The sequence below is a fragment of the Tateyamaria algicola genome, from assembly GCF_047715485.1.
GTDB lineage: Bacteria > Pseudomonadota > Alphaproteobacteria > Rhodobacterales > Rhodobacteraceae > Tateyamaria.
This window is the reverse complement of record NZ_CP180422.1, coordinates 2,717,049-2,743,215: the sequence shown is the minus strand read 5'-3', so window position 1 is coordinate 2,743,215 and position 26,167 is coordinate 2,717,049. Positions and strand designations below refer to the sequence as shown.

40 protein-coding genes are annotated in these 26,167 nt (G+C 60.4%); 5 read left to right on the top strand and 35 right to left on the bottom strand.

Going from position 1 to position 26,167, the window contains the following annotated elements; translation table 11 throughout:
• Positions 1 to 183: 183 nt before the first annotated feature.
• The 14 genes from ACMHLQ_RS16055 to rplO form a co-directional block, all read right to left on the bottom strand.
• Positions 184 to 897: an ATP12 family chaperone protein gene (locus ACMHLQ_RS16055; RefSeq protein ID WP_415401702.1), complete on the bottom strand. Its 714-nt coding sequence runs from the start codon at positions 895 to 897 to the stop codon at positions 184 to 186.
• A gap of 4 nt (positions 898 to 901) precedes the next feature.
• Positions 902 to 1,570 carry an HAD-IA family hydrolase gene (locus ACMHLQ_RS16050; RefSeq protein WP_415401701.1) on the bottom strand — a complete coding sequence of 223 codons (669 nt, stop codon included), beginning with the start codon at positions 1,568 to 1,570 and terminating at the stop codon, positions 902 to 904.
• Entirely contained in the window at positions 1,570 to 2,607 is a 1,038-nt protein-coding gene (locus tag ACMHLQ_RS16045) for an RluA family pseudouridine synthase (protein ID WP_415401700.1), read from the bottom strand. Before ACMHLQ_RS16045 ends, ACMHLQ_RS16050 begins: the two co-directional genes overlap by 1 nt.
• Positions 2,604 to 2,984, bottom strand: coding sequence for a fluoride efflux transporter CrcB (crcB, locus tag ACMHLQ_RS16040; protein WP_415401699.1), 381 nt, complete (start codon positions 2,982 to 2,984; stop codon positions 2,604 to 2,606). Before crcB ends, ACMHLQ_RS16045 begins: the two co-directional genes overlap by 4 nt.
• A gap of 41 nt (positions 2,985 to 3,025) precedes the next feature.
• Positions 3,026 to 4,330 (bottom strand): replication-associated recombination protein A, encoded by a 1,305-nt coding sequence (locus ACMHLQ_RS16035; RefSeq protein WP_415401698.1) that lies wholly within the window; start codon positions 4,328 to 4,330, stop codon positions 3,026 to 3,028.
• Positions 4,331 to 5,704 carry a trypsin-like peptidase domain-containing protein gene (locus ACMHLQ_RS16030; RefSeq protein ID WP_415401697.1) on the bottom strand — a complete coding sequence of 458 codons (1,374 nt, stop codon included), beginning with the start codon at positions 5,702 to 5,704 and terminating at the stop codon, positions 4,331 to 4,333.
• Positions 5,705 to 5,827: 123 nt separating this feature from the next.
• Positions 5,828 to 6,247, bottom strand: coding sequence for a 50S ribosomal protein L17 (gene rplQ / locus ACMHLQ_RS16025; RefSeq protein ID WP_415401696.1), 420 nt, complete (start codon positions 6,245 to 6,247; stop codon positions 5,828 to 5,830).
• 136 nt (positions 6,248 to 6,383) lie between these two features.
• The gene (locus ACMHLQ_RS16020; protein ID WP_415401695.1) at positions 6,384 to 7,400 is read right to left on the bottom strand and encodes a DNA-directed RNA polymerase subunit alpha; all 1,017 of its coding nucleotides are present in this window, start codon (positions 7,398 to 7,400) and stop codon (positions 6,384 to 6,386) included.
• Positions 7,401 to 7,518: 118 nt separating this feature from the next.
• The gene (rpsK, locus tag ACMHLQ_RS16015; RefSeq protein ID WP_415401694.1) at positions 7,519 to 7,911 is read right to left on the bottom strand and encodes a 30S ribosomal protein S11; all 393 of its coding nucleotides are present in this window, start codon (positions 7,909 to 7,911) and stop codon (positions 7,519 to 7,521) included.
• 12 nt (positions 7,912 to 7,923) lie between these two features.
• Positions 7,924 to 8,292, bottom strand: a complete 369-nt coding sequence (gene rpsM, locus ACMHLQ_RS16010; protein ID WP_415401693.1) for a 30S ribosomal protein S13 — start codon at positions 8,290 to 8,292, stop codon at positions 7,924 to 7,926.
• A 182-nt stretch (positions 8,293 to 8,474) separates the two neighbouring features.
• Positions 8,475 to 9,254, bottom strand: a complete 780-nt coding sequence (locus ACMHLQ_RS16005; RefSeq protein ID WP_415401692.1) for an alpha/beta fold hydrolase — start codon at positions 9,252 to 9,254, stop codon at positions 8,475 to 8,477.
• Position 9,255: 1 nt separating this feature from the next.
• Positions 9,256 to 9,900, bottom strand: coding sequence for an adenylate kinase (locus ACMHLQ_RS16000; protein WP_415401691.1), 645 nt, complete (start codon positions 9,898 to 9,900; stop codon positions 9,256 to 9,258).
• A complete protein-coding gene (gene secY, locus ACMHLQ_RS15995) occupies positions 9,897 to 11,261 on the bottom strand; it encodes a preprotein translocase subunit SecY (RefSeq protein WP_415401690.1) in 1,365 nt (454 codons plus the stop codon). Before secY ends, ACMHLQ_RS16000 begins: the two co-directional genes overlap by 4 nt.
• A 107-nt stretch (positions 11,262 to 11,368) precedes the next feature.
• Positions 11,369 to 11,845, bottom strand: coding sequence for a 50S ribosomal protein L15 (gene rplO, locus ACMHLQ_RS15990; protein WP_415401689.1), 477 nt, complete (start codon positions 11,843 to 11,845; stop codon positions 11,369 to 11,371).
• 314 nt (positions 11,846 to 12,159) lie between these two features.
• Between rplO and ACMHLQ_RS15985 the strand changes: the two genes are divergently transcribed.
• Positions 12,160 to 12,813 (top strand): hypothetical protein, encoded by a 654-nt coding sequence (locus ACMHLQ_RS15985; RefSeq protein ID WP_415401688.1) that lies wholly within the window; start codon positions 12,160 to 12,162, stop codon positions 12,811 to 12,813.
• A 148-nt stretch (positions 12,814 to 12,961) separates the two neighbouring features.
• The gene (locus ACMHLQ_RS15980; protein ID WP_415401687.1) at positions 12,962 to 13,663 is read left to right on the top strand and encodes a hypothetical protein; all 702 of its coding nucleotides are present in this window, start codon (positions 12,962 to 12,964) and stop codon (positions 13,661 to 13,663) included.
• Here ACMHLQ_RS15980 and ACMHLQ_RS15975 read toward each other — a convergent pair.
• Entirely contained in the window at positions 13,608 to 14,252 is a 645-nt protein-coding gene (locus tag ACMHLQ_RS15975) for a 2-hydroxychromene-2-carboxylate isomerase (protein ID WP_415401686.1), read from the bottom strand. The genes ACMHLQ_RS15980 and ACMHLQ_RS15975 overlap by 56 nt on opposite strands.
• A gap of 165 nt (positions 14,253 to 14,417) precedes the next feature.
• Between ACMHLQ_RS15975 and ACMHLQ_RS15970 the strand changes: the two genes are divergently transcribed.
• A complete protein-coding gene (locus ACMHLQ_RS15970) occupies positions 14,418 to 14,807 on the top strand; it encodes a hypothetical protein (protein WP_415401685.1) in 390 nt (129 codons plus the stop codon).
• Between the two features lie 73 nt (positions 14,808 to 14,880).
• Here the strand turns inward: ACMHLQ_RS15970 and rpmD are convergent, their stop codons facing one another.
• The 11 genes from rpmD to rpmC form a co-directional block, all read right to left on the bottom strand.
• A complete protein-coding gene (gene rpmD / locus ACMHLQ_RS15965) occupies positions 14,881 to 15,069 on the bottom strand; it encodes a 50S ribosomal protein L30 (protein WP_290557777.1) in 189 nt (62 codons plus the stop codon).
• A 5-nt stretch (positions 15,070 to 15,074) separates the two neighbouring features.
• Positions 15,075 to 15,653: a 30S ribosomal protein S5 gene (gene rpsE, locus ACMHLQ_RS15960; RefSeq protein ID WP_415401684.1), complete on the bottom strand. Its 579-nt coding sequence runs from the start codon at positions 15,651 to 15,653 to the stop codon at positions 15,075 to 15,077.
• Between the two features lie 103 nt (positions 15,654 to 15,756).
• Entirely contained in the window at positions 15,757 to 16,116 is a 360-nt protein-coding gene (gene rplR, locus ACMHLQ_RS15955; protein ID WP_415401683.1) for a 50S ribosomal protein L18, read from the bottom strand.
• An 11-nt stretch (positions 16,117 to 16,127) separates the two neighbouring features.
• Positions 16,128 to 16,661 carry a 50S ribosomal protein L6 gene (gene rplF, locus ACMHLQ_RS15950; protein ID WP_415401682.1) on the bottom strand — a complete coding sequence of 178 codons (534 nt, stop codon included), beginning with the start codon at positions 16,659 to 16,661 and terminating at the stop codon, positions 16,128 to 16,130.
• 10 nt (positions 16,662 to 16,671) lie between these two features.
• Positions 16,672 to 17,064 carry a 30S ribosomal protein S8 gene (gene rpsH, locus ACMHLQ_RS15945; RefSeq protein ID WP_415401681.1) on the bottom strand — a complete coding sequence of 131 codons (393 nt, stop codon included), beginning with the start codon at positions 17,062 to 17,064 and terminating at the stop codon, positions 16,672 to 16,674.
• A 13-nt stretch (positions 17,065 to 17,077) separates the two neighbouring features.
• Positions 17,078 to 17,383, bottom strand: coding sequence for a 30S ribosomal protein S14 (gene rpsN, locus ACMHLQ_RS15940; protein WP_415401680.1), 306 nt, complete (start codon positions 17,381 to 17,383; stop codon positions 17,078 to 17,080).
• A gap of 18 nt (positions 17,384 to 17,401) precedes the next feature.
• The gene (gene rplE / locus ACMHLQ_RS15935) at positions 17,402 to 17,965 is read right to left on the bottom strand and encodes a 50S ribosomal protein L5 (protein WP_415401679.1); all 564 of its coding nucleotides are present in this window, start codon (positions 17,963 to 17,965) and stop codon (positions 17,402 to 17,404) included.
• A complete protein-coding gene (gene rplX / locus ACMHLQ_RS15930) occupies positions 17,965 to 18,270 on the bottom strand; it encodes a 50S ribosomal protein L24 (RefSeq protein WP_415401678.1) in 306 nt (101 codons plus the stop codon). The genes rplE and rplX overlap by 1 nt, the downstream gene beginning before the upstream one ends.
• Positions 18,270 to 18,638: a 50S ribosomal protein L14 gene (gene rplN, locus ACMHLQ_RS15925; protein ID WP_008757934.1), complete on the bottom strand. Its 369-nt coding sequence runs from the start codon at positions 18,636 to 18,638 to the stop codon at positions 18,270 to 18,272. Before rplN ends, rplX begins: the two co-directional genes overlap by 1 nt.
• A 79-nt stretch (positions 18,639 to 18,717) precedes the next feature.
• Complete coding sequence (gene rpsQ / locus ACMHLQ_RS15920; protein WP_005621877.1) at positions 18,718 to 18,948, bottom strand: 30S ribosomal protein S17; 231 nt, start codon at positions 18,946 to 18,948, stop codon at positions 18,718 to 18,720.
• Positions 18,949 to 18,958: 10 nt separating this feature from the next.
• Positions 18,959 to 19,159 carry a 50S ribosomal protein L29 gene (gene rpmC, locus ACMHLQ_RS15915; RefSeq protein WP_076630311.1) on the bottom strand — a complete coding sequence of 67 codons (201 nt, stop codon included), beginning with the start codon at positions 19,157 to 19,159 and terminating at the stop codon, positions 18,959 to 18,961.
• 237 nt (positions 19,160 to 19,396) lie between these two features.
• Here rpmC and ACMHLQ_RS15910 point away from each other — a divergent pair, with 237 nt between their 5' ends.
• The gene (locus tag ACMHLQ_RS15910; RefSeq protein ID WP_415401677.1) at positions 19,397 to 20,017 is read left to right on the top strand and encodes a TIGR02466 family protein; all 621 of its coding nucleotides are present in this window, start codon (positions 19,397 to 19,399) and stop codon (positions 20,015 to 20,017) included.
• 10 nt (positions 20,018 to 20,027) lie between these two features.
• Here ACMHLQ_RS15910 and ACMHLQ_RS15905 read toward each other — a convergent pair whose 3' ends face one another.
• From ACMHLQ_RS15905 to rplB, 6 genes are all read right to left on the bottom strand, one after another.
• Positions 20,028 to 20,909 (bottom strand): SPFH domain-containing protein, encoded by an 882-nt coding sequence (locus ACMHLQ_RS15905; protein WP_415401676.1) that lies wholly within the window; start codon positions 20,907 to 20,909, stop codon positions 20,028 to 20,030.
• Positions 20,910 to 21,065: 156 nt separating this feature from the next.
• Entirely contained in the window at positions 21,066 to 21,479 is a 414-nt protein-coding gene (gene rplP, locus ACMHLQ_RS15900; protein WP_299368415.1) for a 50S ribosomal protein L16, read from the bottom strand.
• A 14-nt stretch (positions 21,480 to 21,493) separates the two neighbouring features.
• Positions 21,494 to 22,201 (bottom strand): 30S ribosomal protein S3, encoded by a 708-nt coding sequence (gene rpsC / locus ACMHLQ_RS15895; protein ID WP_415401675.1) that lies wholly within the window; start codon positions 22,199 to 22,201, stop codon positions 21,494 to 21,496.
• Entirely contained in the window at positions 22,201 to 22,581 is a 381-nt protein-coding gene (gene rplV, locus ACMHLQ_RS15890) for a 50S ribosomal protein L22 (RefSeq protein WP_299210808.1), read from the bottom strand. The genes rpsC and rplV overlap by 1 nt, the downstream gene beginning before the upstream one ends.
• Positions 22,578 to 22,856 carry a 30S ribosomal protein S19 gene (gene rpsS, locus ACMHLQ_RS15885; RefSeq protein WP_299142453.1) on the bottom strand — a complete coding sequence of 93 codons (279 nt, stop codon included), beginning with the start codon at positions 22,854 to 22,856 and terminating at the stop codon, positions 22,578 to 22,580. Before rpsS ends, rplV begins: the two co-directional genes overlap by 4 nt.
• 1 nt (position 22,857) lies before the next feature.
• Positions 22,858 to 23,700, bottom strand: a complete 843-nt coding sequence (rplB, locus tag ACMHLQ_RS15880) for a 50S ribosomal protein L2 (RefSeq protein WP_415401674.1) — start codon at positions 23,698 to 23,700, stop codon at positions 22,858 to 22,860.
• Between the two features lie 399 nt (positions 23,701 to 24,099).
• Here rplB and ACMHLQ_RS15875 point away from each other — a divergent pair, with 399 nt between their 5' ends.
• Positions 24,100 to 24,444, top strand: a complete 345-nt coding sequence (locus ACMHLQ_RS15875; RefSeq protein WP_415401673.1) for a phasin family protein — start codon at positions 24,100 to 24,102, stop codon at positions 24,442 to 24,444.
• 77 nt (positions 24,445 to 24,521) lie between these two features.
• On the opposite strand, the gene ACMHLQ_RS15870 is transcribed toward ACMHLQ_RS15875, so the two are convergent.
• From ACMHLQ_RS15870 to rplC, 3 genes are read right to left on the bottom strand one after another with little or no spacing between them, the layout of a single operon-like run.
• A complete protein-coding gene (locus ACMHLQ_RS15870; RefSeq protein ID WP_415401672.1) occupies positions 24,522 to 24,818 on the bottom strand; it encodes a 50S ribosomal protein L23 in 297 nt (98 codons plus the stop codon).
• Positions 24,815 to 25,432 carry a 50S ribosomal protein L4 gene (gene rplD / locus ACMHLQ_RS15865; RefSeq protein ID WP_415401671.1) on the bottom strand — a complete coding sequence of 206 codons (618 nt, stop codon included), beginning with the start codon at positions 25,430 to 25,432 and terminating at the stop codon, positions 24,815 to 24,817. Before rplD ends, ACMHLQ_RS15870 begins: the two co-directional genes overlap by 4 nt.
• The gene (gene rplC / locus ACMHLQ_RS15860; protein WP_415401670.1) at positions 25,429 to 26,154 is read right to left on the bottom strand and encodes a 50S ribosomal protein L3; all 726 of its coding nucleotides are present in this window, start codon (positions 26,152 to 26,154) and stop codon (positions 25,429 to 25,431) included. Before rplC ends, rplD begins: the two co-directional genes overlap by 4 nt.
• Positions 26,155 to 26,167 lie beyond the last annotated feature (13 nt).

Genomic DNA, 26,167 nt, shown 5'->3' with positions numbered 1-26,167 from the left:
ACGGTTAGACTGACGCGATCGGAGTGATCATGCGCGCCAGCGGATACCCAGTGGGGTTTGTCCCCAGCCAGTGGGCCATAGTTTGGGGGGATTCATCGCAAAACGTCAAGAGTTGCATCACCCAAACCGATGCAAAATTGTGCAAACGCACACGTCTCGTCGCGTTACGCTAGATTGTTGTAATCACAACGTTTGAACCGCATCAAAGAACGCTTTTGCGTGTAAAAACGATGCTTTCTTGATCTCGGCCACCTCAAGGGCCTCTTCATCGTCGCCCCACTGCTCTTGTTGCCAGGTTTCATCGACGCGCGATGCCGCCCAAATCATAGGCGTGGCGTGCAGGTCTTGGGCGGCGGCAAAACCAAGGATCAGCGAGCCGGAGAGGCTGACAAGGTCGTGAAAGGCCGCCAATTCGAACGCCGTCATGGCGTGTACGCGTTTTGCCAGCGTTTCAAGCGCGGCCCCATCCTGTGATTCGTGGATCACACCGACCCGCGGGATAAGGCGGGCATTGAGTGTTTGCGCCGCCCAATCCAGATAGGGATCCCACGTTTCAGCCTGCCGTTTCACCAGTGCCTCGGGGCTGTCCGCGCGGTAGCACAGCAAATCCGCGTCACCGTATGCCGCCAGCATATCGGCCACTTCGCCATGCTGCGGCGCGACCTTGTCGATGGCCGCATTCGCGCTACGGGTAAAGGGCATGGACAACGGGTTCACCACGTCGTCCTGCGCCTGCCATTCGGCCGCGATTGCATCCGCCAGCGCGCGGGTCGGCAGGGTCAGCGCGGCCTTGGCTGGCGTTTTCACGTTGCGCCCGTCCAGTTGCACGGTCCAGCCTGCCTCTGTCTGGCTGGCCTGCGCCTCCGTCCAGAACCGTTTCTGCTTCCACTCGCTCATCTGTTCACTCTTTCCAAATCTCACCCAGTGCCGCATCCAACTCGCCAAACTCGGTCAGTACAGTATGGGCGGCATCCAAAGCACTCGGGGGGTGGTAGCCCCAGCCAACCCCGACAAAGTCCACGCCCGCAGCCACCGCCATCTGCATGTCAAAGGTCGTATCGCCAATCATCACGGTCTGGCCGGTCTCAACCCCCGCCTCGGTCATCGCTGTGTGCAACATGGACGGGTGAGGCTTGGACGGGTGGAAATCGGCCACCTGCTGCGTCACGAAAAAGGGCGCAAGGTCATGCGCCTCAAGCAGCAGATCAAGCCCGCGCTTGGACTTGCCCGTCGCCACACCCAGCAGCACGTCGGGCAGCGCATGGAGTCGCTCGATCGCGGCACGCGCACCGGGGTACAAGGGCGAGCTTTTGCCCGCCCCATCCGCAGCACGCCGGGCGGCATAGGCTTGTTTGTAGCTGTCAACCAGCCGCGCATTGTCCGCCTCAGGCGCCAGCACCGACATGGCCTGCGGCAGGGACAGCCCCACGATGCCCAGCACCGCCACGCGGTCGGGCGCGGTCAAGCCCAACGCGGCAAAGGCGTCGCCCATACTGCCCACGATGTCCGCCTGGCTGTCGACCAGCGTACCATCCACATCAAAGATGACCAGACGCAACGGGGTGGTCATCACAAATCCTCGAACGGGTCTTCTGCGGCAAGGTCTTCGGTCCAGCCGAACGTATCCCAGCTGTGGGCCATGTGGTCGGGCATGGGGGCCGTCACCGTAATGGGTTTGCGCGTCTCGGGATGCTCGAACCGCATCATGCGCGCGTGCAGGTGCAGCTTTTTGGAGATGATGCCGCCCAGTTGCGCGCCCCACCCGTCGCCGAGGTTTTCCTGCCCCGAGCCGCCATATTTGCCATCCCCGATGATGGGGTGCCCGATCTCGGCCATGTGCGCGCGCAACTGATGGGTGCGCCCGGTGATGGGCTCCATCGCGACCCAGGCCGCGCGCGAGGCAACGCGGTAAAGCGTGGCATAGAGCGTGGCCGCCCGTTTCGCACCGGGCGTTGTTTCAACATCGCGTGGATGCACGGCGATCATCTTTTCGCCCTCGCCGCCCTGCCCGCGCCCACCGGCCTTGACCAAACCGTACTTGATCTCACCGAGGTAGGGCGTCGGCACACCGGCCACGAGGGCCCAGTAGATCTTGCGCGTTTCGCGATGGCGCATGGACGCCGTCAGCGCCTTGGCCGCCATGCGGGTGCGCGCGAGCAGCAGGACACCAGATGTGTCCTTGTCCAGACGGTGAACGAGGCGCGGCTTGTCCTCGAACCCAAAGCGCAGCGCCTCGGCCATGCCATCCACGTGCCGCGTGGTGCCGGAACCGCCCTGCGTAGCAAGGCCCGCGGGTTTGTTGATCGCGATCACATGGTCGTCGCGGTAGATCACGCAGGACTGGATCAGCTTGGTATCTGCCTCGGACACGCCGGTGCGCACCACGGGCGGCGCCTTGCTGTCAGGGATCGGCGGCACGCGCACCTGCTGGCCCTCCTCGACCCGGGTCGAGGATTTGACACGCCCCCCTTCGACGCGCAATTCGCCCTTGCGGCACATCTTTTCGACCATGCCCTGGCTCAACTGCGGAAAGCGGCGTTTGAGGAAACGGTCAAGGCGCTGGTCGCCCTCGTCTTCGCCAACGGTGATGGTCTGGACACGGCTCATGCGAATACTCCGCGGGCAAGGATCAGGCCCAGCGCGAGCGCGCCGACCGACAGGCCTACCGACAAAAGGATATAGAGGCTGGCCGAGGCGATCTGCCCCCGCTCGATCAGCGTCATGGTTTCAAGGCTGAAGGCCGAAAAGGTGGTGAATCCGCCCAAGAGGCCGGTCATCACAAAGGGGCTGAGATGGGTCAGGCCCCGCTGCGCTGCGGCCACAACAAAAACCCCCATCAGGAATGACCCCACCACATTGACGGTGATGATCGCCAGCGGAAAGTCGGACGGGCCCATCGCGCGCAGCATCGCCACGCCGGTGAGCCAGCGCAGAGACGCGCCGATTGCCCCGCCAAGGGCCACAAGGGAAAGGGTTGAAAACATGCGCGGTCTGTCGTCGGTTCGCCGCAAAGAGTCAAGCCGAGCTAGCTGTTCCGCTTGGTCCTGAGCCGCGCGAAGTAGTCGAGCCGCTTTTTCAGGTCACGTTCAAAGCCGCGCTCGACGGGTTGATACAGGTCTGGACGCGCCATCCCGTCAGGAAAGTAGTTGGCCCCGGAAAACCCGTCTTCGGCATCGTGGTCATAGGCATAGTCCTTGCCATATCCCTGATCCTTCATCAGGGCCGTGGGCGCGTTCAGGATATGTTTGGGGGGCGGGTGCGATCCGGTCTGCTTGGCCGCCCGACGCGCGCCCTTGTAGGCGTTGTAGACCGCGTTCGATTTGGGTGCGAGGGCGAGGTACACAAGCGCCTGGGCCAGCGCCAGCTCGCCCTCGGGAGAGCCAAGCCGTTCGTAGGTTTCCCAAGCCTGCAAGCAATGCGCCTGCGCCTGCGGATCGGCAAGGCCGATATCCTCGACCGCCATGCGGGTGATGCGCCGGGCGAGATAGCGGGGGTCTTCCCCGCCCTCAAGCATCCGCGCAAACCAGTAAAGCGAGGCATCGGGATCAGACCCGCGCACTGACTTGTGCAGGGCCGAAATCAGGTTGTAATGCGCATCGCCCGACTTGTCGTATTGCGCCGCACGGCGCATCAGTCGGGTGGCCAGCGCGTCCTTGTCCAGCTTGCCCTCGACCGTCCATGCGGCGACCTGTTCAATCAGGTTCAGCAGGGCACGCCCGTCCCCATCGGCCATTTCCAGCAGCGCCTCGCGCGCGGGGCCATCCAGTGGCAGCGCCTTGCCGAGCTCCTGTTCAGCCCGCTGGGCCAGCAACTCGAGGTCTTTGAGGTCGAGCCGTTCCAGCACCAGAACCTGCGCGCGGCTCAGCACGGCGGCGTTCAGCTCGAAACTCGGGTTCTCGGTCGTGGCCCCCACCAGCAGGATCGTCCCGTCCTCCATATGCGGCAGGAACCCGTCCTGCTGCGCCTTGTTAAATCGGTGGATTTCATCGACGAACAGCAACGTGCCCTGGCCGTTTTGGCGACGGATGCGCGCGCCCTCGAACACTTTCTTGAGGTCCGGCACGCCCGTGAAAATCGCGCTGATCTGCACGAAATGCAGATCGGTCTCGTGCGCCAGCAGGCGGGCAATCGTGGTCTTGCCCACACCGGGCGGGCCCCAGAACACTAGCGAACTCAGCGCGCCCGAGGCCAGCATGACCGTCAACGGCGCATCCGGGCCCAAGACCTGATGCTGACCAATCACCTCGCTCAGCTTTTGCGGCCGCAGTCGGTCGGCCAGCGGGCGGTGACCGGTGTCTGCGGGCGGGTCGGTGGCGAACAGATCCCCCATCTAAAACCGCAACACGATACGGCTTGCGCCGCGCAGAGCACGCACCGTGGTGCCACGCCGCGCCTCTGACAGGGCGGCGGCCGCGTCTGCCGTGCTGGTGATCTCGCGCCGGTCGACGACCTGTAGGATGTCGCCCACGCGCAGACCCACACGCCCGCCCACAGCCCCGACATCCGTGATCACGACACCGGCGACGTCCAGCGGCAGGCCCATCTCGGCACTGACGGCCGGGTTGATCTGGCTGACGGTCAGGCCCGGCAGGCTGGCATCCTCGGGCAAGGTGACAGGCGCGCGCGGCGGATCCTCCGGCGGGGGGATCAGCGCGACAGTCACATCCTGTTCCTCGCTGCCGCGCAGGCGGGTCATGCGGGCCGTGTCGGCATCGCTGGCAACACTCATGCGAAACAGCATCTCGCCGGGGCTGTTGACGGGGGCGCCATCCACGGCCAGCACCACATCGCCCACCTGAAACCCGGCCTCGGACAGCGGGCTTGCCGGGTGCAGGCCCGCCAACATGATGCCGCCGGGCCGGTCGCGGCCCAGCGTTTCCGCCAGATCGACATCCACCGCCTGCCCGGTCGCTCCGGCCCAGGGGCGCACAAAACGGTCATTGCCGTCGCGCGCCTGTTTGACAAAGGCCGCCACGAGGTCGGCGGGAATGGCAAAGCCGATCCCGTTCGACCCACCCGAACGGCTGAGGATGCGGGTGTTGATACCCAAGAGCCGCCCGCCCATGTCCACCAGCGCTCCACCCGAATTGCCCGGGTTGATGGGCGCATCCGTCTGGATGAAGTAGCCAGCACCGCGCCCATTGCTGCCGCCCGAGCGGGCCAGGCCCGACACGATGCCCGATGACACCGTCTGACCTACGCCAAACGGGTTGCCGATGGCCAGCGTCAACTCGCCCACCTCGACCGTTTCGCTGTCGCGCAGAGACAGAAATGGCAGGTCGTCGATGCCGCTGATCTTGAGGATGGCCAGATCGCTGTCGCGATCCCCAAGCAGCACACGCGCCTCGTATTCGCGCCCGTCATTGAGCACGATGCGGATATCGGTCGCCTGCCCGACCACGTGATAGTTCGACACGACGATCCCGTCCTGCGACAGGATCACGCCAGACCCGAGCGAGCTTTGCACCCGCGGTTCGAGCTGGCCGAACCCTTCAAAGAACCGCTCGAAAAACGGATCATCCATAAACGGGGTACGCCGCGCCTGGGTCACAAATTTCACGTAGATGTTGACGACTGCGGGGGCCGTCTCACGCACCAATGGCGCAAAGCTGAGCGTGATCTCGGACCGGCTGTCCGGCACGCGCGTCTCTGCGGCGGCCATCAGCGGAACAAGACAAAAGAGGAGAACAATCAGGCGCTTCATTGTTCCAAAAATATGCAAATCAGACGGTAGGATTGCAAGGGACGGCGGTGATCCTGCGACCCGGTGCAAAAAGAAAAAACCCCCGCCAAGGCGAGGGTTTTGAAAAACGGCGCGAAGCCGGTCTTATTCGTCTGCAGCCTCTTCGGCAGCGAGGCGCGCCTTGTCGGCGGCACCCTTGGCATCGCGGTCGCGGTCCACGAATTCGATGATCGCCATTGGCGCCATGTCACCATAGCGGAAGCCCGCCTTGAGAACACGCACATAGCCACCCTGACGTTCGGCATAGCGGGGGCCGAGGATGTCAAAGAGTTTGGCAACGTATTGCTCTTCTTTCAGCTTGGAGGCGGCCTGACGGCGGGCGTGCAGATCGCCGCGCTTGGCCAGCGTGATCAGCTTTTCCACGATGGGGCGCAGTTCCTTGGCTTTGGGCAAAGTTGTCTTGATCTGCTCATGTTCGATGAGCGAGCCTGCCATGTTCGAGAACAGCGCTTTGCGGTGCTCATGTGTCCGGTTCAGGCGGCGGTAACCACGTGCGTGACGCATATTTCTATCTCCTAATCGTGCCCTCTACGGGCGGTTTTGCTTTGTCTGGCCCGCGATGCGTGTCTTGGGCTCTCCTTGGGGTCTTTGACCCAGTCTTCGTCGGATGGGTGGGCGTGACCGCCCACCCCAATGGGTTTTAGAAGTTGTCTTCGAACTTCTTGGCGAGGTCTTCGATGTTGTCCGGCGGCCAGTCCTCGACATCCATGCCAAGGTGCAGACCCATGCCCGACAGCACTTCCTTGATCTCGTTCAGGGACTTGCGGCCAAAGTTCGGCGTGCGCAGCATCTCTGCTTCGGTCTTTTGAATCAGATCGCCAATATACACGATATTGTCGTTCTTCAGGCAGTTGGCCGAGCGCACGGACAGCTCCAGCTCGTCCACTTTCTTCAAGAGAAGCGGGTTGAACTCGAGGCCATCGTCGTCGTCCTGACGCGATGCGGACTCAGGTTCGTCAAAGTTGACGAAGATGCCCAGCTGGTCCTGCAGGATACGCGCGGCAAAGGCCACGGCGTCGTCCGGCGTGATGGAACCATCGGTTTCGACCTTCATGGTCAGCTTGTCATAATCCAGCACCTGGCCCTCACGGGTGGGCTGCACATCATAGCTGACCTTCTTGACGGGCGAATAGATCGCGTCGATCGGGATCAGGCCGATGGGCGCGTCTTCGGGCTTGTTCTTGTCTGCCGACACGTAGCCTTTGCCGGTGTTGACCGTCAGCTCCATGTAGACGTCTGCACCATCGTCGAGGTGACAGATGACCAGATCGCGGTTCAGGATCTCGATGCCCGCAGATTCCGATATATCACCAGCCGTTACAACGCCAGGACCCTTGGCCGAAATCGACAGGCGCTTGGGGCCTTCGACTTCCATGCGCAGGGAGACCTGCTTGAGGTTCAGGATGATGTCGGTCACGTCTTCGCGCACGCCCGCAACGGACGAGAACTCGTGCAACACATTGTCGATCTGCACGGACGAAATCGCCGCACCTTGCAGGCTGCTCATCAGGACGCGACGCAGCGCGTTGCCCATGGTCAGGCCAAAGCCACGCTCGAGCGGCTCGGCAATCACTGTTGCCTGACGCGCGGGTTCATTGCCCGGTTTCACGTCCAATTGCTGTGGTTTGATCAGCTCGGCCCAGTTTTTATGGATCATATGGTCCCTCCATTCCTGCCCGTTCCTCATGTCCAAAAGGAATAGGCTCCCGAGGTTTCAAAAAAGCGGATTGGGGCCGCACGAAAAACACGCGGCCCCAAAGTAGATTATCTGTCGCTTAGACGCGGCGGCGCTTGGGTGGGCGGCAGCCGTTGTGGGCAATCGGTGTCACGTCGCGGATCGACGTGATGTTGAAGCCGACAGCGGCCAGCGCGCGCAAAGCCGACTCACGACCCGAACCGGGGCCCTGCACTTCGACTTCCAGCGTTTTGACGCCGTGATCCTGGGCTTTCTTGCCCGCATCCTCTGCCGCCATCTGGGCGGCGTAGGGCGTGGATTTCCGCGAGCCTTTGAAGCCCATGGTGCCAGCGGACGACCAGGCAATCGCGTTGCCTTGCACGTCCGAAATCAGGATCTTGGTGTTGTTGAACGAAGAGTTCACATGCGCCACGCCTGCAGCGATGTTCTTGGAGACCTTTTTCTTGCCCCCACGGCGGGTATCACGTGCCATTGGTGCGTCTCCTTATTTCTTCTTGCCGGCAATGGCCTTTGCGGGGCCTTTGCGGGTGCGAGCGTTGGTGTGTGTGCGCTGACCGCGAACGGGCAGGTTGCGACGGTGGCGCAGGCCACGGTAGCAGCCCAGGTCCATCAGGCGCTTGATGTTCATCTGTGTCTCGCGACGCAGGTCACCTTCGACGGTAAAGTTCTCGTCGATGTATTCGCGCACTTTCAGGACTTCGGCGTCGCTGAGTTCGTTCACACGGCGGGTCTGGTCGATGCCGACCGCTTCGCAGATTTTCTGTGCGGATGTGTTGCCGATGCCTGTGATGTAGGTCAGTGCAATCGGAACCCGTTTGGCTGTGGGGATGTTGACCCCTGCAATACGTGCCACTTGGCGTATTCCTTTTCGTTGCGAGCCCGTAGTTCCGGGCCCTTTTTTCACAACATAAGGCCCAAGGATTTTGCCCCCGGGCCTGCCGCTGATCAGGTGATCTGGCCGGACGCGTTCCAGCCTTTGATTCTCGTTAGAGATGGCGTGAGATAGGCCTTGTTTTGTTGGACGTCAAGGGCGGTTTACGCAATCGGCCCTGATGACACCGCCTCGATCCCATCTGGCCAGTGCGCGCCGTCGGCATGGGCGCGCACGAGGGCGGCAAACCGGGCCATGTCCTGCGCGGGCCAGCCATGTCCCAACCCGGTCGCGCGGCACGCTTCGGCATTTGGCAATGCCGCGCAAATTGTTGACTGTCCGTCGAGGATCAGACGATGTTCCTTGCTGCCCGCTGCGATCAGGACGCGGGTCGATACGCGATCCAGCCCGCCAGGCAGGGCAAAGTCGACCACATCGCAGGTGGCGCGGGCAAATGCCACGGGCCGGGTACGAACAGCACCTGCCACGTAAGTGTCGATGATCTCGGGCGACACGCCCATGGCGGTTGCGTTCCGGCGCGCCAGAAAGGAGCGCGTGATGAACGGCGCCATGCCCCAACTGACCACACGCATCATGCGCGGGTTTGGCATGTCACCATGGTGAATGCCGCTCAGCAATGCGTGCTGAAACCGGTCCGGCGCCAGTGCCAGCATGGTCAGACCGACGTAAGCCCCGAGCGACACAGCCGCGATGCCTGTCACGGAGGCCGGCAGCGCATCCAGCACAACCTGCGCCGTGTCCGTCAGGCTGCGCCACGGGATGTCGCGACTGCCACCATGGCCGGGCAAGTCCACAAGAAGGGATTGGGTGTCAGGCAGGTGCGATGCGACCGGGGCAAACACATCCCCGGACATCGCCACACCGGGCAGAAACGCAAAGGCCGGCGCATGCGCCGGCCCCAAAGCTGTGATGTTCAGCGCCACGCTACGTGACAACGGCTGCAATCGCCGCTTTCACATCATCAATCTCGCCCAGCCCATCGATCTTGGTCAACTGGCCCTTGGCATAGTAATAACCAATCAGCGGCGACGTCTTTTTGTAATACTCCATCAGGCGGGTCTTGAGGCTGTCCTCATTGTCATCCGCCCGGCGCTTGAACTGGTTCTCGGCGCCGCAATTGGTACATTTGCCATCCGCAGGGATCGGTTTGGTGTTGTCGTTGTAAACCTCACCACAGGCCCCGCAGGTCGAACGCGCCACGATGCGGGCCACCAGCGCCTCGTCATCGACCTCCATCTCGATCACGGCATCAAGGGTTTCGCCCTTTTCGGCCAGCAGATCATTCAGCGCGTCGGCCTGGGCCAGCGTGCGCGGGAAGCCGTCAAAGATGAAGCCGTTGGATTTGACCGTCTCAAGCTGTTCGCGGATCAGGCCGATCACGATCTCGTCCGTCACCAGCGCGCCGCGGGCCATGACGTCGGCCACGATCAGGCCCATCTCGGTGCCCGAGTCCTTGGCCGCGCGCAGCATGTCACCGGTCGACAGCTGCACCATCCCGCGCTCTTCCACAAGGAACCGCGCCTGGGTGCCTTTGCCCGCACCTGGCGGGCCCAACAGTATCAAGTTCATTTACGTACAGGGCTCCGTTTACGGCGCCCTTTCGAGCCTTTGCCGCGCAGTTGCGATTTCTCGATCAAGCCCTCGTACTGATGGGCCAACAGATGGCTTTGCACCTGCTGGATCGTGTCCATGGTCACCGATACCACAATAAGCACGGATGTGCCGCCAAAATAGAACGGGATGGCAAATTGGCCGCGCAGGATCTCGGGCAGCAGACACACAGCCGCCAGATAGGCCGAACCCAGCACCAGCACCCGGTTGACCACATATTCAAGATATTCCGAGGTTTTCTTGCCCGGACGGATACCTGGGACAAAGCCGTTCTGGTTCTTGAGGTTGTCGGCCACGTCATCAGGTTTGAAGCTGACGTTGAACGTGTAGAAATAGGCAAAGAACACGATCATCAGCACAAAAAATGCCAGATAGAGCGGCTGACCGGGGCCAAAGTTGGCCAGCAGCCAGCTCATCACCGGGTTGGTCGAGTTGCCCGAGAAAGTGCTGATCGTCACCGGCAGCAGCAACAGCGACGAGGCAAAGATCGCGGGGATCACACCTGCGGGGTTCACCTTGACCGGCAGGTGGCTGGACCCGCCATCATACACCTTCATGCCCACCTGACGGCGGGGATACTGGATGTGGATCTTGCGCAGGGCGCGTTCCATGAACACCACGAACATGATGGTCGCGATGACCATCACCAGCACGCCGATGATCACGGCAGGGCTGATCGCGCCCGAGCGGCCAGAGGCAAAGAACTGCGCGATGGCGGCGGGCACTTCGGCAATGATACCGACAAAGATGATCAGCGAGATACCGTTGCCGATGCCGCGCGCGGTGATCTGTTCCCCCAGCCACATCAGGAACATGGTGCCCCCAACCAGCGTGATCAGGCAGGATACGCGGAAAAACAGGCCCGGATCGGTCACGAGGTCACCGGATTCCAGCGATACCGCAAGGCCATAGGCCTGCAAGGTCGCCAGCGCCACGGTGCCGTAGCGGGTGTATTGGTTGATCTTCTTGCGCCCCTGCTCGCCCTCTTTCTTGAGCTGTTCGAGCTTGGGCACCATCGAGGTCAGAAGCTGCACGATGATCGAGGCCGAGATGTAGGGCATGATGCCGAGGGCAAAGATGCCCATCCGCCCCAGCGCGCCACCGGTGAACATGGACACCATGCCGCCGATGCCCTGGCCCGCGCTTTCCATGAACTCGCGCAAGGCGGCACCGTCGATGCCGGGCACGGGGATAAACGTGCCAAGGCGGTAGACGATCAGCAGGCCAAGCGTGAACAGGATGCGGTTGCGCAGGTCGGTGGCCTTGCCCAGAGCGCTCCAGCTCGTGTTGGCGGCCATATTCTCGACGGCAGATACCATTGGGTGATGTCCTTTGGTAAAACGCCGCCCCAAACCGTTTTCCGGTGGGCGGCGTGGGAAAACTTTAGCCTATGTAAGCCGCGGATGCGCGGCTCACAAGGCGTCAATCAGGCTTCCGCGGGCGCCGCTGCGGCAACGGCCAGCGTGCCACCGGCCTTTTCCACTGCGTCTACAGCGGATTTGGAGGCACCAGTCACCTGCAGATCAACTTTGCTTGTGATCTCGCCCTTGGCCAGAACGCGGATACCGTCCAGCTTGCGACGCACGAGGCCGGAGGCGATCAGCGCGTCTTCGGTGATGGCGGATTTGGCGTCGATCTTGCCCAGGTCGATGAATTTCTGGATCAGGCCCAGGTTCACGACGGCATAGGATTTGCGGTTGGGCTTGTTAAAGCCGCGCTTGGGCAGGCGTTGGTACAAAGGCATTTGGCCGCCTTCGTAACCGTTGATGGCCACACCCGAACGGGATTTCTGACCCTTGATACCACGGCCACCCATCTTACCGGTGCCGGAGCCCGGGCCACGGCCCACGCGTTTCTTGGGTTTGGTTGCGCCGGGATTGTCGCGCAGTTCATTCAGTTTCATATCGCTTCTCCTTTGCCGGAAGCGCCCCCGAAGCGTATTGGGCGAACACGGCGTTTCTTTGTTTTGATTCTCACGGGCGCGAGGCGCCACCGGGGGCGTATAAACGGGGTTCCGGGACCAATCAAGAGGCCGCGCTGACAAACTCGGGCCGGCCGCAACACACCATACGAGGCGGTAGGGAATACCTGACTGCCCAGACACGGTGAAATCAGCCTAGGGTGATCCTGTTAGAGACAACAGCCGACCGTTTTCCGGCGCCCCGATTTTTTAAGACGACCCGTTAGACACAATTCATTTCCTTGCGGAGCCCTCCGTTGCTTGAAGCCCTTTTTCAAGGCGATATCCTTGTGCCGCTGCTGGACGGCGACCCGCTCTACCGGGTTGGCGTGGCCTCGGCCCTGCTGAGTATCGTCGCCTTCCTGCCCTATGCCCGCGACATCCTCGCCGGGCGCACCCGGCCGCAGCGCGCTTCCTGGCTGATCTGGTCCGTGCTCAGTTGCATCGCGTTCAGCTCGCAAGTGGCCGAAGGGGCTGGCGCGTCCTTATGGTTTTCGGTGATCCAGTGCGGCGGAACGGTCAGCATCTTCCTGTTGACGATTGCGCGCGGCTCGGGGCGGTTTCTGGGGGCCGGTGACGGCTATGTTCTGGCAGCAGCGGCCATGGGCCTTGGCCTCTGGGCCATAACCGAGGTCGCCGTCTATGCCCTGGCCGTGACGATCACCATTTCGCTGTTGGGCGGGGCGGTCACAATCAGAAAGGCCTATCGCGATCCGGGTTCCGAAACACTCTCGACATGGATCATTTGCTTTGTCGCTTCGGGCTTTGCCCTGATTTCCGTTGGCAGCCTCGACTGGGCCCTGCTCGCCTACCCGCTCTACCTGTTCACGCTCTATGGTGCGATCCTGATCGCCATCGCGCTGGGACGCACGCGTAGGTCGCATTTCGGGCTTGCACCAACCGCAATGTGAGGTGGCCTGTGGGAATTCACCCACAAAATATACGCATCCGTACAATTTCTATGCTGCAAGGCGCTGCAAATGCGCTATAAGCGTCTGAATTAAAACGCCCGAAACGCCGGGCAAGACGCGCAGTATTACAGGCCCCCGGAGACACGTCTTGGTCGAAGACCTTTTTCAGAACACAGCCGTCCTGCATCGGGCAGGGCTCGCTGCGGCGTTCCTCAGCATCTATGCGTTCTATCCTTACATCCGCGATATCCTGTCCGGGCGCACCCGCCCCGAACGATCCTCCTGGCTGATCTGGTCCCTGCTCAGCACCGTAACGCTGCTGTCGCAGGCCTATGAGGGGGCGACCACCTCGCTCTGGTTTGCCACGATGCAGACGGGCGGAACGATCCTGATCTGCGCGCTGACCTTCTGGAAAGGGGATCGGCGCAAGTTTGAAACCGAAGACAGTCAGGTGCTGACTGCCACCGCTGTCGGTGTCTGGTTGTGGGCGGAAATGGAAACGGCGGCCTATGCGATGATGGTCACCGTGTCGATGTCGTTCATGGGCGGTGCCATGACCATGCGCAAAGCGTTTCACGACCCGGACTCCGAAACCATGGCGACCTGGGGCGCGTTCTTTGTCGCCTCTGCCCTGGCCCTCGTGGCCGTGGGCAAGGTGGATTGGGTGCTGATGGCCTATCCGCTTTACGTGATGGCCCTATCGGGCGCGATCATGCTGGCAATGGTCCTCGGGCGTCTGCGCAAGCCAGAACCCGAACAGCCCACGCGCGAACGGCGCCAGTTGACCATGTCGATCAAGTCGCTTGAACGGGCGGGTTCGACCAGCGGGTCGGCGCAAAGGGGCGTGTAAGCGCGCGTTCCAGCATCTCAAGCCGGTCCTGCCCATAGAACATCTCGCCCTCCAGAATGTATGTGGGCGAGCCCATGATGCCTGCATCCAGCGCCGCTTGGGCATTCTGTGCATATTGGGCCGCGATGTCAGGTGTCTGCGCTGCGGCCAGCAGCGCCTCTGCGTCATGGCCAAGCCAGGTGGCAAGCGCGCCCAGCATCTGCGTGTCGGACAGATCCGCATCGTCGCGCCAATGCGCCTCAAGCAGCGCATGGGCCATGGCGTCCACCTGCACGCCCCGATCCCCCAGCGCGAGGATCATGCCACTGGCGACGGTGTAATCCGCATCGTGATGGGTCGGGCGGAACGGAACGACCGGCACCTCGCGATACTCTGCCCACCGCTCAATCTCGCGCCCAAAGAAATAGTCCACATGCGCCTGGGTGCGCGCGCGAAACGGCAAACTGCCCTGTGCCTCGACCACCGGGGACAGAGGGATGGGGCGATGGACCAAGGTCAGACCATGCCCGGCACAGATCTGCATCACGCGAGCCGAGCCGAGATAGGCAAAGGCGGAATGGGCGGAGTAGTAGTAGGTGAGGTCACGCATCGAAGTCACGGTAGAGGTATGGCATCCGTGGCCGCAAGGGCGAAACCACCATCCCAAGTAATGGCCGCGTCTGCATGTGCGCATCAAAAAAGTTTTGACCAATTGAATTGTGCGGATAGTTTCAATTCCACGGCTCGCGCTAGCCGTTCAATTGGGGAATAATTTATGAGACTTACAGTATGCCTCGCCTTTGGCACAATTTTATTCACTGCATTCGGAGCATATGCGGATTGCTCGAAACGTCCAATCAAACACAGTTGGAACATTCATTCGAGCGATCAACGCATCAGCGGCGATTATGTGGCTAAGCTGGTAACCGGCAAACGTGTCCGGTTTGGCAAAACCGGATCCGAGAATTATGGCGCCGATGGTTCTTACTTCTATCAAGACTCTGCGGGCAAGTATCAAGCAATTGGCGTAAAATTCTACAACGACGGATCGCGCTGCATCCACTACGCAAATGGGCCGAGATACGATCTGTATGTCGCAAATGCCGGCCAATTGGTCCTGATCAATCGGGGTGGCGGCAGGTTTGAAGGCAAGGTGACCAAGTAAACCAAAACGCCCCGCAGTTTCCTGCGAGGCGTCTTTAACTGGCCGGTAGGGTGGGCATTCTGCCCACCAGACATCAGCCTTTTTCTTCGATGATCTCGACCATGTGCGGGATCGAGTTGATCATGCCGCGGACCGAAGGGGTATCCTCCAGCTCACGTGTCTTGTGCATCTTGTTCAGGCCCAGGCCGATCAGGGTCGCGCGCTGTTTTGCGGGGCGACGGATGGGCGAACCGATCTGTTTGACGACAATTGTTTTTGCCATGGGTCTCAGGCCTCCTCGGTGGCCGCTTCGGCGGCGGGCGCTTCGTCACGCTTGGGCAGGATGTCGGCGACTTTCTTGCCGCGACGCTGGGCCACACCACGGGGCGACTGCTCTTTCTTGAGGCCGTCCATGGTTGCGCGGATCATGTTGTAGGGGTTCTGGCTGCCGATGGACTTGGACACAACGTCCTTCACACCCAGCATTTCGAACACGGCACGCATCGGACCACCGGCGATGATACCGGTACCTTCAGGCGCTGTGCGCATGACGACCTTACCGGCGCCGTGGCGGCCTTCCATGTCGTGGTGCAGGGTGCGCCCCTCGCGCAGTTGCACGCGGATCATCTGGCGCTTGGCCTGCTCGGTGGCCTTGCGAATGGCCTCGGGGACCTCTTTCGCTTTACCTTTGCCGAAACCGACGCGGCCTTTCTGGTCGCCTACGACAACCAGAGCGGCAAAGCCAAAGCGCTTACCACCCTTGACGGTCTTGGAGACGCGGTTGATCGCGACCAGACGGTCTGCGAATTCGGGGGCCTCGTCGCGGTCACGACGGTTGCCCCGGCGGTTATTGTCACGTTCTGCCATGAGAACATCCTTTTATCAGGTGGCGTATCGCCATTTTGGGTCAATCCTGGTGGGCAGATGCCCCCGGATCATCGAGGCGGCACTTGCATGCCGCCTACAGGTCTTAGATTTTCAGGCCGCCTTCACGCGCAGCGTCGGCAACTGCCTTCACCTTGCCATGAAAGAGGAAGCCGCCGCGGTCGAAATATGCTTCTTCCACGCCTGCTTTCTTCGCACGTTCCGCGATTGCAGCGCCAACTTTGGCGGCTGCTTCCACGTTGTTCTTGCCAACCACGCCCAGGTCTTTCTCGAGCGTGGATGCCGCGGCCAGTGTCACGCCGTTCACATCGTCGATCAGCTGCACGCTGATGTTCTTGTTGGAACGGTGCACGCTCAGGCGCGGGCGCCCTGCGTTGACCTTGCGAAGTTTGTTCCGGACGCGCAGGCGGCGCTTGAGGAACAGGGTCCGTTTGCTGTTTGCCATCTGTCTGGTCCTTACTTCTTCTTGCCTTCCTTGCGGAAGATGAATTCGCCCTTATAGCGGATGCCTTTGCCCTTGTAGGGCTCGGGCTTGCGCCACTCGCGGATGTTGGCAGCAACCTGGCCGACTTGCTGTTCATCGATACCTTCGATGACAATCTCGGTCTGCTTGGGCGCTGTAACAGTCACACCGGCGGGCGGTGTGTAGTCGACATCGTGGCTGAGGCCGAGGTTCAGTTTCAACGTGTTGCCCTGCATGCTGGCACGATAACCAACACCCTGGATTTCCAGCTCTTTCTTGAACCCGTCCGTGACGCCAGTGACCAGGTTCGCGACCATGGTGCGGGACATGCCCCACTGCTGGCGCGCGCGCTTGGACTTGCCGCGGGGCGTGATGGTGACGGTGTTGTCTTCGACCGCCAGGGTCACATCGTCGGTCGCCTTGAACGACCGTGTGCCCTTGGGGCCTTTGACTTCGATCGTCTGACCAGAGACGGATGCAGAAACACCCGAGGGCAGATCGACCGGTTTTTTACCAATACGAGACATCTGCTTCTCCTTAGAAGATCGTGCAGAGCACTTCGCCGCCAACATTCTGGCTGCGTGCGTTTGCATCCGACATCACACCCTTGGAGGTGGAGACAATCGACACACCCAGGCCCTGACGGACTTGCGGGATGTCATTGACGCCCATGTACACGCGGCGACCGGGCTTGGAGACCCGCTTGAGCTCGCGAATAACAGGTTCGCCTTCGTAGTATTTCAGGCTGATCTCGATGGCGGGGTGGCCATCTTCACCGGTGGTCTCTTCGAAACCACGGATGTAACCTTCGTCCGCCAGCACTTCGAGCACGCGCACACGCAGTTTCGACGCAGGGGTCGAGACCACGGATTTGCCGCGCATCTGGCTGTTGCGGATGCGGGTGAGCATATCTGCGATAGGATCGTTCATATCATTCTCTCCCTTACCAGCTGGACTTGACCAGGCCGGGGATCTGGCCGGCAGAGCCAAGTTCCCGCAGCGCGATCCGGCTGATTTTCAGCTTGCGGTAATACGCATGTGGACGACCAGTCAGTTGGCACCGGTTGTGAAGGCGGGTGGCGCTGCTGTTGCGGGGCAGTTTTGCCAGCTTCAGTGAGGCGCGGAAACGCTCTTCCATCGGTTTGGTTTCGTCGCTGATGATTGCCTTGAGCTCGGCACGCTTGGCAGCGTACTTTTTCACCAGCTTTTCGCGCTTCACTTCGCGCGCGATCATGGATTTTTTAGCCATATCTCTTTTCCTCTGCGCTTACGAGTTGAAGGGCATGTTGAAGTGCTTCAGCAGGGATTTTGCTTCGGCATCATTGTCGGCGGTCGTGGTGATCACGATGTCCATCCCCCAGGTCTCATCGACCTTGTCGAAGTCGATCTCGGGAAAGACGATGTGCTCTTTCATGCCCATGGCATAGTTGCCACGGCCATCAAACGAGGTGCCGGGCACACCGCGGAAGTCGCGGACGCGGGGCAGAGCGATGGTGATCAGACGGTCCAGGAATTCGTACATCCGGTCGCCGCGCAGCGTCACCTTGGCACCCAGCGGCATGTCTTCGCGAACGCGGAAACCGGCGATGGATTTCTTGGCCTTGGTGGTCAGGGCCTTCTGACCGGCGATGGCCGTCAGATCTTCCTGTGCCGACTTGGCTTTCTTGCTGTCACGCACGGCTTCGGCACCACAGCCGATGTTCAGAACGATCTTGTCCAGACGCGGGATCTGCATGTCGTTCTTGTAGCCGAACTCTTCCTTCATCGCAGCGCGGATCGTGTCCACGTAAACTGCCTTCAGGCGGGGGGTGTAGGTTGCAGTGTCGAGCATCAGATCACGTCCCCTGTTGTCTTGGCAAAGCGCACTTTCTTGTCGCCGTCCATCTTGAAGCCCACGCGGGTGGGTTTGCCGTTGGCATCGATGAGGGCCACGTTGCTGAGGTCGATCGGCATCGCCTTGGGGATGCGGCCGCCTTGGCTTTCCTGGCTTTGACGGGTGGCGCGGATAGCGATGTTGATGCCATCGACAACGGCTTTGTTCGACTTGGGATCAACCGAGGAAATCGTGCCCTCTTTGCCCTTGTCCTTGCCCGCAAGCACGACGACCTTGTCGCCTTTTTTGAGTTTCGCAGCCATCAGAGCACCTCCGGAGCCAGCGAGATGATTTTCATGAAGTTCTTGCCGCGCAACTCGCGCACAACCGGGCCAAAGATACGTGTACCCACGGGCTCGTTGTTGTTGTTCAGGATAACGGCAGCGTTGCGATCAAAACGGATGGCGGTGCCATCTTCGCGACGAACTTCCTTGGCGGTGCGCACGACGACGGCCTTGCGGACGTCACCTTTTTTCACGCGACCACGTGGGATGGCTTCCTTGACCGAGACGACAATGATGTCGCCGACGGACGCGTATTTACGCTTGGAACCACCCAGAACCTTGATGCACTGAACACGGCGTGCGCCGCTGTTGTCAGCAACATCCAGGTTGGTTTGCATCTGGATCATTTGGTTTCTCCCGACCTTTGGGGGGCGATGCGTGCCTGATCCCCAGGGTTTCGATTAATGCGGCAAAGCGCCGGAGGCTTTAGGCCTCCAGCACTTCCCAGCGTTTTGTCTTCGATTTCGGTGCGCATTCGATGATGCGAACGGAGTCACCGACCTTGAAGGCATTCTTTTCATCGTGCGCCCGGTACTTCTTGGACTTACGAATGGTCTTTTTCAAAACCGGATGCGTAAAGCGGCGCTCGACGGACACGGTGACTGTTTGGGCGTTTGCGTCGGAGGTCACGACGCCTTGCAGGATACGCTTGGGCATAGTGCTCTCCTTATTCGGCCGCTTTGGCGGCTTGTTCGTTGAGAATGGTCTTGACGCGCGCGGCATCACGGCGGACCGAGCGCAGGCGCGCCGGGTTCTCAAGCTGGCCTGTGGCCTGCTGGAAACGCAGGTTGAAGGCTTCTTTTTTCAGATTTGCCAGCTCATCACGAAGCTGGTCCGGGGTCTTATCCCGAAGTTCCTGGGCGTTCATCGCCTTTTCCTTTCAACATCACGAGCAGGCCGCTTCGAAAGCGTCACCCTGATTCCCGTGGAGTGGATGATAGAGGGGCCGTATATGAGGGCATTGGGGGTATGGCAACCCCTTTTCCCCAAAGAAAAACAGGGCTGCGCCGGGTTAGCGTGACCGGGTCAAAGCCCCACTATATATGGACGCCTTTCAACCCACTTTCGTGTCGCAAAGCGCGCCGTGCTCTACTACACCAAGGGCATGCCCCGTATCACATCCCTTTTCGCCACCCGCCTCTATCACGCACCGCTCTCCGAATGCGACCCCAAGGTCGACCCGGACGCGATCGAGCAGCACTGCTATGCCATCGCCGAGGATGACGAGGCAGGGCATGACTGGTGCGAAGAACAGGGCTATCCAGGCTACACCTCTTATGCGTCCCTCGACGACCTGCCCTGGCGCTTCCCGATCTTCGCTGATCTGGTCAAGGCGCTCGACGCCCACGTTGCCGCCTTCGCGCGCGACCTGGCTTTCGATCTGGGGGACAAGGCGCTGAAGCTGGACAGCATCTGGATCAACATCCTGCCCGAAGGCGGCATCCACACCGGCCACATCCACCCCCACTCGGTGATTTCCGGCACGACCTACGTGGCGATGCCTGAAGGCACGAGCGCCCTGAAACTCGAAGACCCCCGCCTGCCGATGATGATGGCCTCCCCGGGGCGGTTGCAGGACGCACCCGAGGATTTGAAACAATTCCACTATGCCAAGCCGTCCGTGGGGGATGTCTTGCTCTGGGAAAGCTGGCTTCGCCACGAGGTCCCGATGAACATGGCCGAGGACGAACGGGTGTCGGTGAGTTTCAACTACGGGTGGGAATGACTGTCTCGCGTCAGGTCGTCACTATGCCTGACTGAATGACGGGCTGCGGTGTCCTGTCACCGGACAGGACAACCAGCAAATTTGAGACAAGAGCAGCTTTTTGGTCATCTGTCAGGTTAGCCACATTTTGCTGTTTGAGTTGTTCTAGCGCCATACCAACAATTCCAACGGCCCCGTCCACAATCACTTCCCGCGCGTCGATCAATGCATCAGCCTGTTGGCGTTGCAGCATAGCTGCGGCAATTTCAGGCGCATAAGCAAGATGGCTAAGCCGCGCATCAACAATATCGACGCCGACACTTTTTACCCGATCAAGCATGTCAGCCTTCAACTTTTCGCAAATCTCATTCGGGTTGCTTTGCAAAGTGATCGTTTCAACGCCAGCCTTCCCGACCCCACCATATGGGTACGAATTGGCCAATGACCTGATCGCCGCTTCACCCTGCATAGCAACGTATTCAGAAACATCTTCCACGCCAAAAACCGAATTGGCCGGACTATCAATCCGCCAAACAATCACACCCGAAATCTCAATCGGATTGCCAACAGCATCATTGACCTTGCTTGTTGCACTTTCAAAGTTTCGCAGTTTTTGGGATACAGATTGGCGCATGATCAAAAACGGAATTGTCCACCTGAGACCTTGCCGGGAATCCGAACCCGCATAACGCCCCAGTAGCGTCAAAACCCGCGATGTGTTCGGCTGAATGATGTAAAAGCCAGGCAGTGAAGCCAAAAACACCAATGCCAAAACCACTACCAACGCTGAATCCCGATCACCGCTTAGCAGCCGCGTGAAATCAACAATTGTCCAGAGCAGCACAGCACCAACCAGAAAAAGCATCGGAAGCCCCGGCAATGATATTGGCTTTTTTTCTGGATAGTTCTGCATGCGTGGCTCCCATGCTGCAATAACTTGAAAAGCTAACCTATGCGGGTTCGACCGCACCGTCGAGGCTATGCTCATCAGCAACAAAAAAACCCCCGACGCTCTCACGCCGGGGGCTCTCACATCTCACAGTAGGCCGGGCTTCAGCCCGGCACCACGTTACCAGTCCTCGCGGACCACTACGCGTGTCTTGATCGGCAGCTTCATCGCGGCCAGACGCAGCGCTTCACGCGCGATGTCGTCATTCACACCGTCGATCTCGAACATGACGCGGCCGGGTTTGACCTTGGCCGCCCAACGGTCGACCGAGCCCTTACCTTTACCCATCCGCACTTCGATCGGCTTGGCGGTCACAGGCACATCGGGGAAGATCCGGATCCAGACCCGGCCCTGACGTTTCATGTGACGCGTCATCGCACGACGCGCGGCTTCGATCTGACGGGCGGTTACCCGCTCGGGTTCCAGAGCCTTCAGGCCGTAGGTGCCAAAGTTAAGGTCGGACCCGCCCTTTGCCTTGCCCTTGATCGAGCCCTTGAACTGCTTACGGAACTTGGTACGCTTTGGTTGAAGCATCTAAATGCCCTCCTTTAGCGACGGCCACCAGCGCCACGGGGCGCAGGACCATCCTGGAGTTCTTGTGCTTTACGGTCACGCGCCTGGGGGTCGTGCTCCATGATTTCACCTTTGAAGATCCAAGTCTTGATCCCGATGATACCATAGGCAGTCGTCGCCTCGACGTGTGCGTAATCGATGTCGGCCCGCAGGGTGTGCAGGGGCACGCGGCCCTCGCGATACCACTCGGTCCGCGCGATCTCGGCACCGCCAAGGCGGCCCGCGACGTTCACGCGGATGCCCAGGGCACCCATACGCATGGCGTTCTGCACGGCACGTTTCATGGCGCGGCGGAAAGACACCCGGCGCTCCAGCTGTTGTGCAATGCTTTCACCCACCAATGCGGCGTCCAGCTCGGGCTTGCGCACTTCAACGATGTTGAGGTGCAGCTCGCTGTCGGTCAGGTTCGCCAGCTTCTTGCGCAGACCTTCGATGTCTGCACCTTTCTTGCCGATGATGACACCGGGACGTGCTGTGTGGATCGTCACGCGGCACTTCTTGTGCGGACGTTCGATGATCACACGGGCCACACCGGCCTGCTTGCACTCGGTCTTGATGAACTCACGGATTTTCAGGTCTTCCAGCAGAAGATCACCGTAGTCCTTGGTGTCGGCATACCAGCGGCTGTCCCAGGTGCGGTTCACCTGCAGGCGCATGCCAATCGGATTGACTTTATTCCCCATCAGGCTTGCTCCTCGACTTGACGCACTTTGATCGTGATTTCAGCGAACGGCTTCATGATCTTGCCGAAGCGGCCGCGCGCCCGGGGGCGCCCACGTTTCATGGTCAGGTTCTTGCCAACCCAGGCTTCTGCGACGATCAGCTCGTCCACATCCAGGTTGTGGTTGTTTTCAGCATTGGCGATGGCCGATTGCAGGCACTTCTTGACGTCCTGCGCGATCCGCTTTTTCGAGAAGGTGAGGTCCGTCAGGGCCTTGTCCACCTTCTTGCCACGGATCATCTGGGCGACCAGGTTCAGCTTTTGCGGAGAGGTACGCAGCATGCGTGTCTTCGCCATCGCTTCATTGTCCGCCACGCGGCGTGGATTCTTATCCTTGCTCATTTGCGTTTCGCCTTCTTGTCAGCGGCGTGACCGTAATAGGTCCGCGTGGGCGAATATTCACCGAACTTCTGGCCGATCATCTCTTCGGACACGTTCACGGGAATATGCTTCTGGCCGTTGTACACACCAAAGGTCAGACCCACGAACTGGGGCAGGATGGTGGAGCGGCGGGACCAGATCTTGATGACTTCGTTGCGTCCCGACTCGCGCGACGCTTCCGCTTTCTTCAGCACATAGCTGTCGACAAACGGGCCTTTCCAAACAGAGCGAGACATATTAGCGCCCTTTCTTCTTGGCGTGACGCGAGCGGATGATCAGCTTTTGCGACGCTTTGTTCTTGTTGCGGGTGCGGGCACCCTTGGTGGGCTTGCCCCATGGGGACACAGGGTGGCGACCACCCGAAGTCCGGCCTTCACCACCACCGTGCGGGTGATCGATCGGGTTCATGACGACACCACGGACACTTGGGCGGATGCCCTTGTGACGCATGCGGCCCGCTTTACCGTAGTTCTGGTTGCTGTTGTCGGGGTTGGACACGGCACCGACGGTGGCCATGCACTCCTGACGGACCAGACGCAGCTCGCCCGAAGACAGGCGGATCTGGGCGTAGCCACCATCGCGGCCCACGAACTGGGCATAGGTGCCGGCGGCACGCGCGATCTGACCACCCTTGCCGGGCTTCAGTTCGATGTTGTGAATGATCGTCCCGATGGGCATGCCGCTGAAAGGCATCGCGTTACCGGGCTTGATGTCGGCCTTTTGGCTCGAGATGATGCTGTCCCCGACGGCCAGACGCTGCGGCGCCAGCACGTATGCCTGCTCGCCATCTGCGTATTTGACCAGCGCGATGAACGCGGTGCGGTTGGGGTCATATTCGATGCGTTCGACGGTTGCCGCCACATCCATCTTGTTCCGCTTGAAATCGACGATCCGATAGAGGCGTTTTGCGCCCCCGCCTTTGCGGCGCATCGTGATCCGTCCGGTGTTGTTCCGTCCGCCATTCTTGGTCAGACCCTGTGTAAGGGACTTGACCGGGCGGCCTTTCCAAAGCTCCGAACGGTCGATCAGTACCAGCCCACGCTGGCCCGGCGTCGTCGGCTTATACGACTTGAGTGCCATGATTGCTGTCTTCCGTTTTGCTATATGTGGCAGGTTGCCCCGCCGTGGTTATAGGCCCCCGTAGGTGCCCGACTTGATGTTCTGACGAACAATGACAAAGCCCCGGACGAATCCGGGGCAGTGCCGATGGGTGCGTGTATAAAGGACGGGGGTTGGGGTCAAGCGTTTGGAGGCAAAAACCCAATGTTTCAATGGGTACGCAACAGCCGTGCGCGCCCGGTGCATTCGGCCTGGGTCTCGATGTACTTACAGTACTCGTTGAAAATCTTCGCACCCCCGCCGTCTTTTCTCAATCAAGTCGCCAACACGATCCAGATCAATTCGCACAAAGCGTGACCATGGTATAATCCCATTTAACCCCACACTCTCTTAGCTCCCCAAAAAGAAAGGCGCTCAAGAATGGCCAAGGCAACTAGTCCCACTGTCGTGCCGGCCCCAACCATCACTCCCCTCTTGATGGCGTTCAATCCGACCGGAACACAGGCGTGGCTTGACTTGATGTCCGACTGCATGCGCTTTTACGCCGAACGGCTGCAAGAAGACATTGATACGCAGAAGGCGCTAGTGGCCTGCCGCACCCCGGCGGAGGTGATCAATGTCCAAAACGCATGGTGCACGACTGCCATACGGCAATACACAAATCAGATCACGCGCATGTGCCAGATGACCTGCGAGGCCGCGCAGCACACCACCAAACACGCCGCTTCCGGGTTTTCGCGGAAATACGACGATATCCCACTCTGATACAGAAAACCCCGACCGCTCTCGCAGCCGGGGCCCTCAATTCTTTCCGTAGGCCGAGCTTCAGCCCGGCACACCGATCAAAGACCGGTGCTCACGTCGATCGTGTTGCCTTCTTCAAGCGTCACATACGCCTTTTTGACGTCCTTGCGCTTGCCCAGCTGACCACGGAAGCGCTTGACCTTGCCCTTCGTGATGGTCGTGTTCACAGCCTTCACCTTCACACCAAACAGCGCCTCAACGGCCTCTTTGATCATGGGCTTGTTGCTGTCCATCGCCACTTCGAACACGATCGCGCCGCTCTCGGACGCCATTGTCGCTTTCTCCGTGATGATCGGCTTGCGGATCACGTCGTAATGTTCTGCCTTGGCACTCATTTCAAGCGAGCCTCCAGTGCTTCGACACCCGCCTTCGTGATCACGAGGGTGTCACGCTTCAGGATGTCATAAACGTTTGCGCCCATCGTCGGCAGGATATCCAGACCTTCGATGTTGCGCGCGGCCTTGAGGAAATCTTCGTTGACCGAAGCACCATCAATCACCAGCGCGCGTTTCCAGCCCAGGTCCTTGACCTGCTTGGCCAGAGCGGCGGTTTTGCCCGACGTGCTCGCATCCTCGATGATCACCAGCTCACCAGCAGCCATCTTGGCCGACAGCGCGTGGCGCAGGCCGAGTTTGCGGAACTTCTTGGGCAGGTCGTGGCCGTGCGAACGGACAACCGGGCCTTTGTAGATACCACCACCGCGGAAGATCGGGGCAGAGCGCGCGCCGTGGCGTGCGCCGCCGGTGCCCTTCTGGCGATAGATCTTCTTGGTCGAGTATTTCACTTCGGACCGTGTCTTGACCTTGTGGGTTCCTGCCTGGGCGTTGTTACGCTGCCAGCGGACCACGCGGTGCAGGATGTCGGCGCGGGGTTCGAGGCCGAACAGGGCCTCGTCCAGGTCGACAGAACCGGCTTTGCCGCCGTCCAGTTTGATCACGTCAAGTTTCATGCTTCACCACCTTCCGCGGGGGCTTCTTCAGCCGGAGCCGCAGCAGCCGCCGATTTCAGCGCAGCCGGGAACGGCACGCCATCGGGCAGTTTCTTTTTCACGGCGTCTTTGACAGTGACCCAGCCGCCTTTGGAGCCGGGAACAGCGCCCTTGATCATGATCAGGCCGCGATCCGCGTCCGTTTTCACAACTTCGAGGTTCTGTGTCGTCACGCGGGCGGCGCCCATGTGACCTGCCATTTTCTTGCCTTTGAAGACCTTACCGGGGTCCTGACACTGGCCGGTCGAGCCGTGCGAACGGTGCGAAATCGACACACCGTGCGAGGCGCGCAGACCGCCAAAGTTGTGGCGTTTCATGGCACCGGCAAAGCCTTTACCAATCGAGGTGCCCGACACGTCCACTTTCTGGCCAGCCAGGAAGTGCTCGGCCGAGATTTCCTCGCCCACATTGATCAGGTTGTCCTCGGTCACGCGGAATTCGACCAGCTTGCGCTTGGGCTCAACCTTTTGTGCGGCGAAGTGGCCGCGCATGGCTTGGCTCACGCGCTTCACCTTGGGGCTGCCTGCGCCCAAAGTGACGGCGGTGTATCCGTCTTTGTCCGATGTCCGGTTGCCGACAACCTGCAGGCCGTCCAGCTGAAGAACGGTCACAGGGATCTGCTTGCCGTCTTCCATGAACAGCCGGGTCATGCCGACTTTCTTTGCGAGAATTCCAGAGCGCATATCCATACCCTCC